General features: G+C 53.2%; 15 protein-coding genes. 11 read left to right on the forward strand and 4 right to left on the reverse strand.

The features are described 5' to 3' along the window. Window positions 1-90 precede the first annotated feature (90 nt). Window positions 91-597: a GNAT family N-acetyltransferase gene (locus hmeg3_RS23730; RefSeq protein WP_094565906.1), complete on the forward strand. Its 507-nt coding sequence runs from the start codon at window positions 91-93 to the stop codon at window positions 595-597. A 161-nt stretch (window positions 598-758) separates the two neighbouring features. On the opposite strand, the gene hmeg3_RS23735 is transcribed toward hmeg3_RS23730, so the two are convergent. Beyond that, window positions 759-1,445 carry a glutathione S-transferase gene (locus hmeg3_RS23735; RefSeq protein WP_094565907.1) on the reverse strand — a complete coding sequence of 229 codons (687 nt, stop codon included), beginning with the start codon at window positions 1,443-1,445 and terminating at the stop codon, window positions 759-761. A 190-nt stretch (window positions 1,446-1,635) separates the two neighbouring features. Here hmeg3_RS23735 and hmeg3_RS23740 point away from each other — a divergent pair, with 190 nt between their 5' ends. The 5 genes from hmeg3_RS23740 to hmeg3_RS23760 all read left to right on the forward strand — a co-directional run bounded on the left by hmeg3_RS23740 (window position 1,636) and on the right by hmeg3_RS23760 (window position 6,596). Continuing rightward, on the forward strand, window positions 1,636-2,205 hold the full coding sequence (locus tag hmeg3_RS23740) for a TetR/AcrR family transcriptional regulator (protein ID WP_094565908.1): 570 nt from the start codon (window positions 1,636-1,638) through the stop codon (window positions 2,203-2,205). Window positions 2,206-2,426: 221 nt separating this feature from the next. Further along, on the forward strand, window positions 2,427-3,203 hold the full coding sequence (locus hmeg3_RS23745) for a DUF4189 domain-containing protein (RefSeq protein ID WP_094565909.1): 777 nt from the start codon (window positions 2,427-2,429) through the stop codon (window positions 3,201-3,203). Window positions 3,204-3,885: 682 nt separating this feature from the next. After that, window positions 3,886-4,791, forward strand: coding sequence for a hypothetical protein (locus hmeg3_RS23750; RefSeq protein ID WP_157739342.1), 906 nt, complete (start codon window positions 3,886-3,888; stop codon window positions 4,789-4,791). A 77-nt stretch (window positions 4,792-4,868) separates the two neighbouring features. Beyond that, a complete protein-coding gene (locus tag hmeg3_RS23755; RefSeq protein WP_094565911.1) occupies window positions 4,869-5,522 on the forward strand; it encodes a GNAT family N-acetyltransferase in 654 nt (217 codons plus the stop codon). A gap of 72 nt (window positions 5,523-5,594) precedes the next feature. Then, window positions 5,595-6,596 (forward strand): serine hydrolase, encoded by a 1,002-nt coding sequence (locus hmeg3_RS23760; protein WP_094565912.1) that lies wholly within the window; start codon window positions 5,595-5,597, stop codon window positions 6,594-6,596. A gap of 283 nt (window positions 6,597-6,879) precedes the next feature. Here hmeg3_RS23760 and hmeg3_RS23765 read toward each other — a convergent pair whose 3' ends face one another. From hmeg3_RS23765 to hmeg3_RS23775, 3 genes are all read right to left on the reverse strand, one after another. Then, a complete protein-coding gene (locus hmeg3_RS23765; protein WP_094565913.1) occupies window positions 6,880-7,860 on the reverse strand; it encodes an NAD(P)H-quinone oxidoreductase in 981 nt (326 codons plus the stop codon). 70 nt (window positions 7,861-7,930) lie between these two features. Further along, window positions 7,931-8,263 carry a carboxymuconolactone decarboxylase family protein gene (locus tag hmeg3_RS23770; protein WP_094565914.1) on the reverse strand — a complete coding sequence of 111 codons (333 nt, stop codon included), beginning with the start codon at window positions 8,261-8,263 and terminating at the stop codon, window positions 7,931-7,933. A gap of 22 nt (window positions 8,264-8,285) precedes the next feature. Further along, the gene (locus hmeg3_RS23775; RefSeq protein WP_094565915.1) at window positions 8,286-9,725 is read right to left on the reverse strand and encodes an NAD-dependent succinate-semialdehyde dehydrogenase; all 1,440 of its coding nucleotides are present in this window, start codon (window positions 9,723-9,725) and stop codon (window positions 8,286-8,288) included. 81 nt (window positions 9,726-9,806) lie between these two features. On the opposite strand from hmeg3_RS23775, the gene hmeg3_RS23780 reads away from it, so the two are divergent. The 5 genes from hmeg3_RS23780 to hmeg3_RS23800 all read left to right on the forward strand — a co-directional run bounded on the left by hmeg3_RS23780 (window position 9,807) and on the right by hmeg3_RS23800 (window position 14,312). After that, window positions 9,807-10,799, forward strand: coding sequence for a LysR family transcriptional regulator (locus hmeg3_RS23780; protein WP_232511789.1), 993 nt, complete (start codon window positions 9,807-9,809; stop codon window positions 10,797-10,799). 63 nt (window positions 10,800-10,862) lie between these two features. Continuing rightward, window positions 10,863-11,150, forward strand: coding sequence for a hypothetical protein (locus hmeg3_RS23785; RefSeq protein WP_094565917.1), 288 nt, complete (start codon window positions 10,863-10,865; stop codon window positions 11,148-11,150). Window positions 11,151-11,236: 86 nt separating this feature from the next. Continuing rightward, on the forward strand, window positions 11,237-11,683 hold the full coding sequence (locus tag hmeg3_RS23790; RefSeq protein ID WP_094565918.1) for a gamma-glutamylcyclotransferase: 447 nt from the start codon (window positions 11,237-11,239) through the stop codon (window positions 11,681-11,683). Window positions 11,684-11,896: 213 nt separating this feature from the next. Beyond that, a complete protein-coding gene (locus hmeg3_RS23795) occupies window positions 11,897-12,922 on the forward strand; it encodes an IS110 family transposase (protein WP_094562292.1) in 1,026 nt (341 codons plus the stop codon). A gap of 376 nt (window positions 12,923-13,298) precedes the next feature. Continuing rightward, window positions 13,299-14,312: an IS110 family transposase gene (locus tag hmeg3_RS23800; RefSeq protein ID WP_094562293.1), complete on the forward strand. Its 1,014-nt coding sequence runs from the start codon at window positions 13,299-13,301 to the stop codon at window positions 14,310-14,312. Window positions 14,313-14,660: the final 348 nt, after the last annotated feature.

The raw sequence follows: 14,660 nt of genomic DNA on the forward strand, positions 1-14,660 counted from the left end.
ATGCTTTTTGACAGACGTGTGACGTAGTCGCATACAGGGCATTGTCCTTACCTAATTTTTCATCCCGTTTTCATCCCGTTTTCATCCGATATGCATCAAGAAATCGCTGTCAGAAATGCACTGCCTGCAGACGCACCGGTGCTTTGCCTGGCGGAACAGGAGACCAGCAGGACGCCCGGCCTGTTGATATCACTGCCGCACGAGTTTTCTGAGGCTGACTTCAGGTCGAAGATTGTCCGGCTGGCAGACGCCGGTATTTATCTCGTCGCAGAGATCGATGGAAACACCGCCGGCCATGCGCTTCTTGAACCGATGCCGTTGGAGTCCATGTCCCATGTTTTTTCGCTGACCATCGTCGTCCATCCTGGATATACCAGACGCGGTGTGGGTACCCGTTTGATGACCGCCTTGTTCGATTGGGCAGCTCATCATCCGCATGTGAAAAAAATAGAGCTGCGGGTACGCGAAGCCAATGCTGTTGCCCTGCGCCTGTATCAGCGGTTTGGTTTTGTTGAGGAAGGACGTTTTGAGAAACGCATAAAACTTCCGGACGGCAACTACCTGGCCGATATATCGATGGCCAGATTCCTCATTTGATTTGACCCGCAATTTAAAAAAAAGCCCGCGATCGGCGCGGGCCGACGGCGGGCGAATCAGTCTTTCGACCGAGAGGAGACGACGTGATGTCAGGTGTTACTTTATCGATCATGCCGCCTCACGGCTATCGGGCGTTTCCTGATTTCCGTATGCCAACGTGGTCAGAATCCGAGACGGCGTAGGTCTTCGGCGACAAACATTTGTCCGCTCCGGTTTTTGACTGCAGGTAGTTCTGCCACTTTCGCACGCCATGCATGTAACGCTGTGAGTTCTTCGGCAATCGGGATACCAGCTGCGTCGGCAAATGCCAGGCCGGCAAAGACCGTGATGTCCGGCATCGAGAATTGTTCACCGGCGACGAAGCTGCTGGTGCGCAGCACCTGATCAAAGTAGCTCATACCCTGCAGCGCTTTTTCGCGTTCACGCTCGCCCCATTCCTTGCGATGCGCCCATTCCGGACTCTTGTACTTCTGCAAATCGTTGCCCAGTCCGGGCGTGGCGTGGTGGAAATAGATGCCGACGGCATCGATCAAACCACTTTCCGCACGCCGCTGCATCATGTGAATGATGGCCTTCTCTTTTGGCGTACGGCCTGTCAGGACCGGATTGCCGTCCAGGTTATCGAGATACTCGGTGATGGCGGTACTCTCGGAGATGAGCGTGCCGTCGTCCAGCTCCAACAGCGGCAAGACGCCGGATGGGTTTTTGGCCAGATACGCGGCTTGCTTGTGTTCGGCGCCGATCAGGTCCACGGATTCGAAGGTGACCTGCGCGTCCAGTCCTTTCTGTGCGAGGACGATACGGATGCGGGCGGGATTGGGAAAGCCGGGACGGTCATAAATCTTCATTGTTGAAACTCCTGTTTATTGGGCTATAGATCTACTAATCAGTTGAAATACATGGTTGAACTGCACGATCGAATTGCATGAGTGAATGACACAATCAAATCACAGATCACTCACCTATCTATCGATAGGTAGACAATAAAGAAGTACAATACTCCTGTCAACAACTATCTATCGATAGAGAGATTTATCCATGAGTGCGACCGATACCCGAGAAAAGATCATGAGCGTCGCGCGCAAGACCGTGCAGGCGCACGGCTACAGCGCGTTAAGCTTCCGAGACCTGGCGGCCGAGGTCGGCATCAAGAGCGCCAGCGTCCACTATCATTTCCCGACTAAGGGCGATCTGGGCGCCGCGATCGCGCGCCGTTATACCGAGGACGGCATCGCGTATATAGGCGAGTTGATAGCGAACTACAAAGATCAACGGTCGTGCATGAAGAAATACACCGACATCTTTCGCGCGGCGCTGGTGGATGACAACCGCATGTGTCTGTGCGGCATCATGTCGGCCGAGCGCGAAGATCTTCCACCCGAGGTTAGTGTCGAAGTCGACCGGTTCCACGAAGTGAATATCGACTGGGTTGCGTCACTGCTGTCGCTGGAAGACCCCGATCCCAAACACAAGAAGGCAATCCGCCATCGCGCGCTCGGCATCTTCGCCGCGATCGGCGGCGCGCAATTGCTGGCACGCGGACAGAACAACGTCGCAGTGTATGACGAAGTTCTCGACAGCTATCGTGCAGCAGGATTGATGCCCTGATAAGAGCGGCCCCTTTCACCCGCTGCACAAAAAATTTCCCCGCGGCATGCAAACCCGAGCTTCGCAGACGGAAATGTTTGTCTTAGCGCACCAGTTCCGATAAATTGATCCGTGCTGCTGTCAAAGACGACCTCAGTCGCAACAAGCAGCAGTCAAGAACGGTACAGAAAATAATGCAAAAGCCGCCTTCACGGAAGGCAACAATAAAAAAGGGGAAATGTATGCGCGGTGGATTGATAAAGATTGCAGCCGGTGTGGCTGGTGCGATTGTGGCGATTGCCGCCGGCACAGCATTCGCGGCGGGCTCACTGGCGATTGATACGTTGCAAGGCAAGGAATACGGATTCTCTTTCAACCATCCGTCGTACGGCGTCGCTGATGAGCGTGCAAAGAGAGAGTGCGGCCCGGATTGCAGCATCGTGAAACGCTTTGAAAACCAATGTGCCGCGTTTGCTGCCGATCAGGCTGCCGGCTCCACGGTCTACGGCTGGTGGCAGGGTGCAGCCACCAGCGCCGTCGTGCAACAGCGGGCCCTGTCCGAATGCCGAAGCCAGGGTGGATCGAGCTGCATCGTGCGCGCGTGGGGCTGCGACACAATAAAGGCGAACGACAGACAAGCCAATGCAAAGACGCCGAAACAAGATAGCAACGTGTTCACCATGCTGGGCGAGTGGACGCTGGATTACACCACGGCGCGCGGCTACTCGGCAAACGGTACCGTGCGCGTCACCAACGCCGTCGGCAATGGCGTCTTCCGTGGCGTGATCGTGCTGTCGTATACCTCCAATGGCGTCACCAAGCAGATTCAGGAAGATGCGCTGATTACTGTGCAGGGAGAAACGATCTCCATCAATGGCAGTAACCCGGTGTATGTGTCAGGCACTGGCAATTACAACGCAGACAATTACACGCTCAACAAGGTCAGCAACAACGTCCTGAAGGGCGTCAACAAAGACAATGCGGGCGCGGGCGGCATTATCGTTCTCATCAAAAAGTAGCTGAGTCATTGTCCTCAATTTGAGGTTCGCATGCTGATGCGAGCATGGCCTGACGGCGACTAAAGAAACGTCGGGGCGTTCGCGGGCGCTATTTCTTGGACGAGAAAATCGGCCAGGAGCCGACCTATTAGTGAACAATCGACCGCTCTCGCAGAGTATCTCGACAAGTCGCGAGAAATGTAAAACGATCTCGATTGGTGCAGCCAGGGTGGTCAGACTGGTTCTTCCCGAAGAAAAAAGGACGCTCATTGCTGGAGCGTTGCGGCAAAGATGTGCAAGCGTGAACGCTGTCGCCTGAAGCTTCAACCCGAGAGCAGCTTAATTGCACGCTAACGCCTTAACAATCCGCTCGCGCCTCTTACCGGCATCGGCAGCCATGCGATATGCGAATCATATCGTGCTGCTTGATGAAAACACTATCCGTTGCGCATCTTGGAATGGATTCACATCCGACATAAATCTGAAGAATGGAACGTTGCTTCATTCAGAATTTACTCGGTAGCCTTATGCGTCCGCAATCGGCCAGAAGCGGACGCTCAAAAAATCAAGATACCTCGCCGCATCTTTGAATCAATTTCCTATTTTTGCGATGCTATCCTAAAGTCGATGCCATTTCTGACGATAGACTAACGATGCATTCGCGCTGCGCTCAACTGACCAGGCTACTTTTCTCGAAGTCAAAATGGCCGGGAATCTGCGTCTCACGATCGTTAGAAAGACAAAATTACTTTGCGGAGACGTAATGACGATAACGGGCACATCAACAATAGATACTGCTGCTTCATATCATTCCACAGCCGTTCAAGACGTAGCTAGTGCCAGCATTTCCAACCTCCCTGCCACCGCCATCGGTCGTCCAGAGCAATCAACGGCTATCCGTGTCTCAACTTTGGCTCAACAGCTTAACGAAGCTGCCGAGCGAGCAGAGCGGCGCGATTCGAGCTTGAGTCGTGATGAGCTCGGTAAAAAAGCTCTCTCTATTGGAGAAAAATTAGGCGGAACATCGTATGTGGAGAACAAAGATAGATACGATGCAGAAGAGCCTAGGACGGATGATCCAAGTTTATTGGCTAGAGCAAAGCAAGCGACTGCGTTTGTTCACGGCAGAGGAAGCAATCCCTTCACGGGCATGTCAAGAGATCAACTCGCTCTAATTACATATGATGAGAACGGCCCGTTTACAGTCAACGAGCGTAAAGCGGCATTGTTGGAAGCCTATGAACAAGAATCCAATTGGAGAAAGCAGGTCGTAGCGAAGGCTATGGACGCCTACAATCGCACGGGAAGCATTTTTGGAGACGGTGTCGGTTCTGAAATTCTCGCTCACTATAAGGGTCTTCCTGCAATCGAGAAATCTACATACCCCAAGGATTACGAAGCGCAATTGAAGACTCAAATCGCTCAAGCGAGTAACCAAACAGAAAATCAAAGTTCCTCTTCCAATGACTACGCATCTGGTCTCACATCATGGATTTCGGCTCCCCCAGAAAAGGGATCGTCTTACCTGACCAATTCCGTGACGACAGCCGATCCGAAGAGAAACGGCCTAAGCAATACTCCAGAGAGTATGGCTACAGATCTGCAGTAGGTATTTCTCTGAACGACTTTTATCAGCCAGAAACAGACCTCTCAACTACGCTAAGAATTTTTGATATCAATGACTCAATGTTAAGCGACCGCCTATTGCCACGGCCTTTCCCCGAAAAAATTATCCATGAGGGCAACTATGTGCGGCTTGAGCCGCTTTCGGAGCGACATGTGGATGACCTTTGGAATGCGGCTGAGAACGCCGAGTCTTCCTGGGAATATCTCCGCTATGGTCCGTTCGAAGATATTGAATCCCTTCGTGTAGTCATCCAAGAGTTGGCTAGTCGCAGCCACCAACCGTTCTGGGCTGTCGTCGACCGGAGCAGTAATACGGCCAAAGGCTGGCTATCAATATGTGACGTCTATCCTCATGAGTCTGCGGCAGAAATTGGAAGTGTTTGGTTTTCTCCAGGCATGCAACGCTCTCAGGTCTCTACTGAAGCAGTATTTATATTGATGGAGTATGTGTTTGACCGCTTGGGATATGCACGGCTTGTGTGGCGGTGCTTTGAAGACAATATTTCCTCTCGCCGCGCAGCTGAGCGATACGGTTTCACCTTTGAAGGGATATGGCGGTCAGCAGTTGTGGCCAAAGGGAAGAGACGAGATATCAGATGGCACTCTATGCTGATAACCGAATGGCCTGCTAGGCGGAGTTCGATTCGCTCTTGGCTGAATGCAGAGAATTTCGATCAATCAGGAAAAGCCCTTCGCCGGCTTGCGGATATTTGATTGGTTAGGCACCTTTGGCAACAAGTCCGCAACCGGCCAGAAGCTGACTCAATAGAAAAATGAAATAACCAAATGACGCCACATACCCTATTACCTTCTTTAATTTCCGCAGCTTCTGTGCCTGGCGCATCGATGGCTGTCATTCGCGATGGCGTGTTGACGATGACTGCAGTCGGTGTCAGAGACAATGTCAAAGGTGAGCTTGTCGACAATCAAACTGTGTTTGATGCGGCATCACTCAGTAAGCCTATGGTGGCTTATGCGGTGCTCCAGCTTGTGGATGCCGGCATGCTCAAGCTGGACGAGGCACTGTCGGCCTATGTCTCGCCAATCGTGGAAGACTCGCCTGCGGCGGCGGGAATCACGGCGCGCCATATTCTTACTCACACGTCAGGACTTCCCAATTTATGGAGCAAAGACCCTCCGCAAGTTCATTTTCAGCCGGGTACGCGATTTAGCTATTCCAGCGTTGGATTTTCCTATCTTCAACGCGCTATTGAAGCGATAACGGGTGAACCTCTGGAAACCAACATGAAGCGGCTTGTATTCGAACCGCTTGGTATGAAATCGTCCAGTTTTGAATGGCAACATCAATTCGCCGGCAATGTGGCGCAGCCCCATGAGAACGGTGTGCGGCTAGATAAACATCTCCCTCCACGTGCCAGCGCTTCTTACTCGCTCCAAACGACTGCAACTGACTATGGCGCCTTTCTTGCAGCAGTCCTGAATGGTGACAGACTGATGGAAGCAACAAGCAAGCAATGGCTAATCCCAGCTATCAATGCGACAAAGGGAACTGCCGAGCATCTGGAAAGCCTACCAACGGAAATCGAAAGAGACATTGGTTGGGGGCTGGGCTGGGGACTGGAGCTCAGCCGCAGTACATTCTTCCAATGGGGGAAAATATCTGGCGTGCGTGCATTTGTGATGGGAAGTCGGCCCGAGCGGTCTGGCGTTGTTTTGTTCACCAACAGCAATACAGGTCTTCGCTTGATGAGCGATATAGCCCACGTGGTTCTTCCTGGCGAACATCCTGCTATTCAATGGCTAAAAATGTGCGTTTCGGAGGATTAAAATAACGACCAAAAAACGCTTCAGCGAGCGCTCTGTCCCTTACTGGCGAAGTCCGCAATCGGCCAGAAGCAGCCACACGAAAATAGCGCCAAATGAATTTGGTTATTGTTCTACAGAATCGGAACCGACATTCTTAAGTAGGTTGCTTCACGGTCTTTGGCGTCGCATAAGCGGCGACGGTTTCTCAGGGTTTTCTGAAGAACCCTGAGAAAGACGAAGAGGTCTGACTTTTTCTGCACGCTGTTTTTAGATGAGCAATGGTATGCACGACTTAAGAACGTGCTCAGGTAGTCAGGACAATTTTCCCCACATTCAAACCATCTTCCATACGTCTCTGCGCTGTACCTGCTTCGGCCAAGGGGTAGACGCTATCGATGATTGGATTCAATCCATCTTTGCCAAACTGGGATAACCAACGTTCCTTGAAACGACGCGACATGGAGTGCTTTATTTCTTGCGAGCGCGATTTCATGACTGTTCCCATAATTTGCAGGTGACGGTACAGCAGACGGTCCAGCGGAATATTTGCGTTTTCGATGCCGCCCATGATGCCGATTTGTACCAGGCGGCCTCCGAAGTCGAGCGAATTCACATTGCGTTCGAAGTAAGGTGCACCGATGAAATCAAGGATGAGGTTTACGCCGCGATTTTCGGTTCGTGAAGCAACTGCTTCCGCGAAGTCTTCTTTCTCATAGTCGATAACATGATTCGCACCCATGCGGCGAACCAGGTCATGGGCGCTTGTCTTTGCGGTGGCAAAGACTGTCGCGCCCACAGCGTGCGCTAGCTGTACAGCCGCGCCGCCGACCCCTCCGGCGCCGGCATGAATCAGCACGGATTCACCAGGTTGCAGCTTGCCCAAGTGGATGAGTGCTTCATGGGCCGTCACAAAAACCTCGGTGATTGCCGCGGCATGAATATAGTCCATGCCGTCTGGAATCGGCATCGCCATGCGGTAGTCGATGCGGGCAACTTCGGCATATGCGCCACCCCCGACGATGCCCATGACGCGGTCACCGATAGAATAACCTTGCACCTCGGTGCCGATGGCGACCACCTCACCTGCGATTTCCAGACCCATGATGGTGGAATCGCCAAAGTCTGGCCAGCCGTAGCCGCCGCGGCGGTGGGTCAGGTCAGCGCGGTTGACGCCAGCTGCATGCGTTCGCACTAGCAGGTCGGTGGGACGGAGGACAGGTTCCGGGACCTCGCTGATTTTGAGTACCTCGGCTGCGCCGAATTGGTCAAAGGTAATAGCTTTCATGATTGTTCCTTATTTCTTAGCGATAGAGTTGGATGGCCGCAGCGGAGACTTGCGCGGCACAAGAATTTAGTCAGGAGGACTGGTCTTCAGAGAACGCTGCGTTAGCGTAAGCAGACGCAGTGATGGCCGCCGGGAAACCGGCGTAGAACGCCAGATGAGTGATGGCTGCACTCAGCTCAGTCTGCGTTAAGCCATTCTGGATACCGCGGCGCAAGTGTGCAGGCAGTTCGTTGGCATGGTTCATCGCAATCAGGCAAGCGATGGTAATGAGGCTGCGGTCGCGTGGCGCGAGGTCCCGGTCAGTCCAGACGTCCGAATACAGCGGGTGCTCGACGAAATCGGACAGCTTGGGGGTGAAGTGTCGAGCCGCTGCACGAGGGCTAGTGAAATCGATGGGTTCCATGATGTTTCCTTTCGCCTCTGAATCAGGTTTGGCTGATGAATTTGTTAGTCAGGTAATGGCCGATACCTTCAGTACCGCCTTCTGAGCCATGACCGCTTTCCTTCATGCCACCGAAAGGCAGTTCGGTGGCGATGATACGGTACTGATTGATGCCAATCATTCCCGCCTCAAGACCGTCCCCAACCTCAATGGCCGTGCGTGCATCGCGGGTGAAAGCGTAGGCAGACAGTGCATAGGGAAGACGGTTAGCCTCCTCCAGACCATCTTGCAGCGTATCGAAGGGACGCAAGACGGCGATGGGACCGAACGGCTCTTCATGCATGATGCGAGCACTCATCGGTACATCGGCTAGCACGGTCGGTTCGAAGAAATAGCCCGGACGGTCAATGCGCTTGCCTCCTGTTAATACCTTGGCGCCGTGCGCTACTGCGTCGGCGACCAGCGATTCCATCTTGGCCAGTTGGCGGGGATTGGCTAATGGGCCGACTTGAGTTTCGTTGTCCATGCCGTCACCGATGACCAGCTTCTGCGTTGCTGCGACGAAGCGCTCCTCGAAGCGGGCGTAGGCCGCGCGCTGAATCAGGAACCGGGTCGACGAAATGCAGATTTGCCCGGTGCCGCGGAAACGGTTGGCGGCACCCCCCACAGCTGCAGCGTCGATATCGGCATCCTCAAATACCAGCACGGGGCCATGTCCGCCCAGCTCTAGTGTGATGGGCTTGACGCCGACTGCGGCGCGCTCGGACAGCAGGCGTCCCACAGGCACGGAGCCGGTAAACGCGACTTTACGGATAACAGGTGAGGCAATCAGCCGCCCCGAGACCATGTCCGGCACGCCGAAGACGATTTGCAGTACGCCTTTGGGCAGACCGGCGTCATCCAGGCAGCGGGCCAGAGCCAAGGCGGTGGCAGGGCTTTCTTCGCCCGGTTTCAGGATGATGCTGCAGCCTGCCGCCAATGCTGCCGACAACTTGCGAGCAGGGGTAATGGCAGGGAAGTTCCAAGGCGTAAAAGCAGCCACCGGCCCGATAGCCTGACGCTTTACCAATTGCTGAACGCCTGGGCGATTGGCGGGCACTACGCGGCCATCGATACGGCGCGCTTCCTCGGAGAACCATTCGAAGTATTCCGCGGCACGCAGCACTTCATCGCGGCTCTCGCTCAGGGGCTTCCCTTCTTCCAGCGTCATCAACGTGGCAATGTGCTCAGCGCGTTCGCGCATCAATCCGGCAGCGTTTCTCAGGATGTGGGCGCGTTCAGTGGGCACTGTATGACGCCATACCTCGAAAGCCGCTTTAGCTGCGGTTAGTGCTTGGTCCAAGTCTGTGGCAGTGGCGAGCGGCAGACGGCCCAGTGCCGCGCCCGTTGCGGGATTGATGACAGCCGAGGTGTCGCGGTTTCCGGCCTCCAGCCAGACGCCATTGATAAACAGATAGAGCTGGTCGTACTTATACTTTTGCATGATTATCTTCCTTGGTTGAATTCGGTAACATGTGGGCTTGCCGTAGGAAGAAGATTAAAACTGCGGGGGACTATTGATAAGATGACTATTCCCCACAATGGCTATGCAAGGAATGCACAAATGCAGTCAGAAAAATTCGCGGAATTCCTGGGAGTCTTTGCCGATGTGGCGCGGGAAGGTAGCTTCTCCGGTGCCGGTCGACGCCGTGGTCGCACACCATCCTCCATCGGGCGTCAGATTGACACCCTCGAGGAATACCTCGATACCCCCTTGTTTTTACGCTCCACGCGACTGTTGACACTCACTGATGCGGGCGAAGCGCTATTGATTCGCGCAAGACAAATCCTTGACTCACTGGAAGACGCGCAGCAGGAGTTGGCATCGATGAAGGGCGCTGTGACCGGCACGCTTCGCGTGGCCTGCTTCCCGACGTTTGGCAAGCGTTACGTTATGCCAGTCATGGGGGAGTTAGCCCGTAAGTATCCTGATTTGCGGTTGGAATTGGATCTCACCGAAAGGCTTGCGGACCCGGTGGCAGAGCGGTTGGACTTGGTCATCCGAATCGGCGACATGGCTGACAGCACTCTGATTGGGACTCGCATTGCGACGCAGACACGCATTCTGTGTGCAAGTCCGGCCTACCTTGCACAAATGGGCAGCCCGACCGAACTCGCTGATTTGGCATCACATCGCTTAATCGACAAATTGCATGGAGCGGATTTGCTTGGATGGACTGATGTGCTTGGTCAGCCCGCGCGCGCATTCAGTTCACAGCCTGTGTTCGCCTGTGATGATTTTGAGGCAATGCGCCTCGCTGCCAGGGAGGGACTAGGGATTGGTTATCTTCCAGACTGGGTAGTCGGACCTGATGTCAAAGACGGACATCTTTTGCAGCTCTTTCCTGAATGGTCAGAGCAACCGCATGCATGCACAGGAATTCATGCGCTACGGGCATTAAGACAGCCGCCGGCCCGCGTCACGGTTCTCTTAGATACGCTACGAGCGTACATTGGATATCCGCCGAGTTGGGCTCTGAACGTGAAGGTATCAGATTATGAGGACGTCTTGGGCTGAATAAGTCCGCAATCGGCCAGACGCAGACATCTCGAGCAACCACGGTTTAACAATAGGATAGGTATGCTTCATCCGATTTTTTATGTCGATTTCAATGAGATGGTAGATGCCACTACTGTACTTCTATCTCAGCATGACACGAAGGTGGATTCTTCGGGTAGGACAGTCAAGATATCAGAGGGGATGGTCATCACTGTCTACATGGACGGCGTCGATGACAATGGACATGCGGATAAGTTGATTGCTCACGGCGAGGTGACCAGAAACGTAGCTGACGGCTGGAGTAGCCACGTCAAATGGTGTTGTCGGATTGATGAGAATGGCATCAGAGCTCAATCTACAATCGGTTGAATTATTAGCAAGTGCAATCTACATCCGCAACCGGCCAGAAGCCGACAACATTTAGATAAAATTAGTAAAAATTGAAGGATGTCGCGATGGACACAAACCACCACCTGGTTTTCGTATTTGGCACTTTGAAAGAGGGATTTCCCAACTTCTCGACTAATCGAGGTATTCGCTACCCAGGTGAGTTTGTGACCACAGAACGTTTCCCGCTCTACCTGATTGGTGAGCGAATGTCGCCCTGGATGATTGCAAGCCCGGGAGACGGCCTGGCTGTAAGGGGGCAGATTTTTTCAGTAAGCGATGCCGTACTAAAAGCCATGGACAATCTCGAGCGCATTCACGAATCTGATGGATACCGGCGACTTCAGATATCCGTCATTCCTACGGAAGGCGATTCGCGAAATCCAATCGAGGTATATGCGTATCTGAAACCAGCCGAACAGTTTGAAATGAAGATGGTAAAGAAGGGGCCTTTGGCCTCCTATGAACTAGCTGACGCACTACTTTATCGGCCTCATTCATCGCAATCAGTTTGAAAATCGATGTCCGCAAGCGGCCAGAAGCGGACTATTAAAAATAGAAAATTTCAATCGAAATGGAAATCAAATTTTATGTTTGATGATGCAGCTAAATTTTATGAATCCATCGGAAATGCTCTTTCGAACGCAGTGTAGATTTACTGAGATGGACCCGACACCACCAATAGGATCAAACTAAGGTTTCATCCAATTTAAGTGTGGAGGTGTGTCATGGATATAGACATTCTCGGAATTGACTTGGCTAAACGGGTGTTCCAGTTGCATGGTGCGGATCGCGGTGGTTCTGCAAAGTACGGCGCTAAAGTAATGCGCGCGGAGCTTCTGGCTACCGTGCGCAAGCTGGCACCTCGAATTGTGGCCATGGAAGCGTGTAGTTCAGCCCATTACTGGGGGCGGCGTTTCAAGGAGCTTGGTATTGAAGTCAGGCTGATCAGCCCGCAATATGTCAGCCCCTTCGTCAAGACCAACAAGAACGATGCCAACGATGCCGCGGCCATCGTTGAAGCCGCCAGCCGACCGACCATGCGCTTTGTACCGGTAAAGTCCGTCGAGCAGCAAGACATGAGAGCCGTTCATCGCGTACGTGAATTGCTGGTGCATCAGCGTACCGCCATGATCAATCAAGTCAGAGGCTTACTCGGCGAACGAGGCGTGATCATTGCACAGACACCTGCGGCATTCAAACGTGCAGTACCTGTCGCGCTGGCCCAGTGCGAGGGCGATATGACGAGTACCTTCCAAGCTATTTTGATCGAGCTGCTGGAACAAATGCGTGTCCTGGAAGAACGTATTGCACGTACCAATCAATGGATCGCTGCATTCATGAAGCATTCTGTGTTGTGCCAGAAGATTCAGGCAATCGATGGCGTGGGGCCGATTACCGCGACGGCGATGGTCGCAGCCGTGGGCGATGCGAAGGAATTCAAAAACGGCAGGCATCTGTCTGCGTGGCTCGGTCTGGTCCCGCGTCAGTACTCCTCCGGCGGCAAGTCTCGCCTGCAAGGAATCAGCAAGCGCGGCGACACGTACTTGCGAACGCTGTTGATTCATGGCGCCCGGGTCGTATTGCGCTACGCGATCGGCAAAGCCGATGCGCGCAGCCGATGGTTACAAGATTTGATCGCACGACGAGGTTATAACCGGGCGGCCGTTGCGCTAGCAAATAAGAACGCGCGCGTGATTCAAGTGTTGTTGAGCCATCCGGATAGTTATCGCTTATCGGACAGGCCTGTTTGATAAGCTCGATTTGTTGTGGTCTGGGGAGGAAATAGACCGATCTCTTGTTTTGCGAAGCTTCTTAGAGTGATGACGAAACTGGTAAGACCGATACCCACAAACCTGCTTTCGATGCGGACTGTCTTTAGGGACAAGCCGAAGATTTGCTAAGGAATGGGTGTGCGAATCTCATCAAGGCTGCGGGCAGATATTTGACATTAGCCCACGAGCAAGCCGGATACATGCACGCAAACTGTTTCAACGTTACAAAAAGAACTTGCAAAAGGTGTCGGGTCCATACATGCATCGAAAACTGATAATCATCTAGCCGTCCTCCCTCGGCAAGCGCCGAGCGTAAAGTCATGGTGCGAACCTCACTTTATTCAGGAGAACGGCGATGTTATTTTGTGGCATAGACCTTCATTCAAACAACTGTTTCGTCGTCATCAGCGATGATGACGATCGGGTCCTGTATTCCAGGCGCCTGCCGAATAATTTGGATCAGATCTGCGCAGCGCTGGATCCGTATCGAACGAACTTGTTCGGTGTGGTCGTAGAGTCGACTTACAACTGGTATTGGCTTGTAGATGGACTGATTGACGCAGGCTACCCACTGCACCTGGCCAACACTACCGCAATCAAGCAATACGATGGTCTCAAGCATCGTGGCGATGAATCAGATGCCCGCCATCTTGCGCATATTCTCCGACTGGGATTGCTGCCTGAAGGTCATATCATGCCTCAGGCTACGCGTGCAGTTCGTGACCTGGCGCGCAAGCGTATGCAACTGGTTCAGCAGCGTACGGCGCATATCGTATCGATCGAAACCTGTTTGGCGCAGCAAACCGGAGGACGTCTCTCCACGAACGACGTGAAGCAGCTAACCGATGCACAGGTAGACGCTATGTCATTTGGCGCGGCGGAGTCGATGGGACTCAAAGCAAATCTGGCGGTGATGCAGGCACTACAAACGCAAATAGATGCTATCGAGAAAGCTTTATCGACACACTGCCGCGGTAATCCTGGATATCGGCTCCTCAAAACTGTCTCTGGTATCGGGCCTATCCTTGCCACAGTCATTCTGCTCGAAACCGGCAGCATCGAACGATTTGCCGATGTTGGTAACTATGCGTCTTATTGCCGCTGTGTGGGTAGCGTCCATGTCTCCAACGGCAAAAAGAAAGGCGAAGGCAACACGAAGAACGGAAATCGCTACCTGGCCTGGGCATACGTTGAAGCTGCCAACTTTGCGATTCGTTACTGTGAGCCGGCGCGCAAATTCTATCAACGCAAGAAAGCCAAACGCAACAGCATCGTCGCCATTAAGGCAGTAGCGCACAAGCTGGCGCGCGCCTGCTTCCACATGTTAAAGACGGGAGAGCAGTTCTCGATTAAGCGCTGCTTTACGTAAGTTTGGCAACGGCCGGTAAGCCAGTAAGTGGGTTGGACTTCGAGCCATCAAAAACTGATTGGATGCCGCGCCGTTTGCCATTGTTGTTTGTTCCGAAGGAAATGAATCGTCCGACATGCGAGCCACAAGGGTCTGGAACTGCGATGCAGAAGCCATAGAACTGTCCCACAATTGGACGCAGGTCGGTACCGAGATGCTTCTGGGGCAGTTGGACTGCCAGGGCGAAGAGAGTAGTGATGCTTCCGCTTGATCCATATGGGTGACTGGTGCGATTCACGCAACCATACACTGAAGCAAAGGGCACGAAGTCAGCCAGCAGAACATGACAGCGATGGCTTGATGAAATTG

It is taken from the genome of Herbaspirillum sp. meg3 (genome assembly GCF_002257565.1).
GTDB lineage: Bacteria > Pseudomonadota > Gammaproteobacteria > Burkholderiales > Burkholderiaceae_D > Herbaspirillum.

What these genes read in the sequence shown, in the direction of transcription:
- hmeg3_RS23800 (WP_094562293.1), top strand. Translation starts at nt 13,299, where the DNA reads ATGTTATTTTGTGGCATAGACCTTCATTCAAACAACTGTTTCGTCGTC.
- hmeg3_RS23795 (WP_094562292.1), top strand. Translation starts at nt 11,897, where the DNA reads ATGGATATAGACATTCTCGGAATTGACTTGGCTAAACGGGTGTTCCAG.
- hmeg3_RS23785 (WP_094565917.1), top strand. Translation starts at nt 10,863, where the DNA reads ATGCTTCATCCGATTTTTTATGTCGATTTCAATGAGATGGTAGATGCC.
- hmeg3_RS23770 (WP_094565914.1), bottom strand. Translation starts at nt 8,263, where the DNA reads ATGGAACCCATCGATTTCACTAGCCCTCGTGCAGCGGCTCGACACTTC.
- hmeg3_RS23745 (WP_094565909.1), top strand. Translation starts at nt 2,427, where the DNA reads ATGCGCGGTGGATTGATAAAGATTGCAGCCGGTGTGGCTGGTGCGATT.
- hmeg3_RS23755 (WP_094565911.1), top strand. Translation starts at nt 4,869, where the DNA reads ATGTTAAGCGACCGCCTATTGCCACGGCCTTTCCCCGAAAAAATTATC.
- hmeg3_RS23740 (WP_094565908.1), top strand. Translation starts at nt 1,636, where the DNA reads ATGAGTGCGACCGATACCCGAGAAAAGATCATGAGCGTCGCGCGCAAG.
- hmeg3_RS23760 (WP_094565912.1), top strand. Translation starts at nt 5,595, where the DNA reads ATGACGCCACATACCCTATTACCTTCTTTAATTTCCGCAGCTTCTGTG.
- hmeg3_RS23730 (WP_094565906.1), top strand. Translation starts at nt 91, where the DNA reads ATGCATCAAGAAATCGCTGTCAGAAATGCACTGCCTGCAGACGCACCG.
- hmeg3_RS23765 (WP_094565913.1), bottom strand. Translation starts at nt 7,860, where the DNA reads ATGAAAGCTATTACCTTTGACCAATTCGGCGCAGCCGAGGTACTCAAA.
- hmeg3_RS23735 (WP_094565907.1), bottom strand. Translation starts at nt 1,445, where the DNA reads ATGAAGATTTATGACCGTCCCGGCTTTCCCAATCCCGCCCGCATCCGT.
- hmeg3_RS23780 (WP_232511789.1), top strand. Translation starts at nt 9,807, where the DNA reads ATGACTATTCCCCACAATGGCTATGCAAGGAATGCACAAATGCAGTCA.
- hmeg3_RS23775 (WP_094565915.1), bottom strand. Translation starts at nt 9,725, where the DNA reads ATGCAAAAGTATAAGTACGACCAGCTCTATCTGTTTATCAATGGCGTC.
- hmeg3_RS23790 (WP_094565918.1), top strand. Translation starts at nt 11,237, where the DNA reads ATGGACACAAACCACCACCTGGTTTTCGTATTTGGCACTTTGAAAGAG.
- hmeg3_RS23750 (WP_157739342.1), top strand. Translation starts at nt 3,886, where the DNA reads ATGGCCGGGAATCTGCGTCTCACGATCGTTAGAAAGACAAAATTACTT.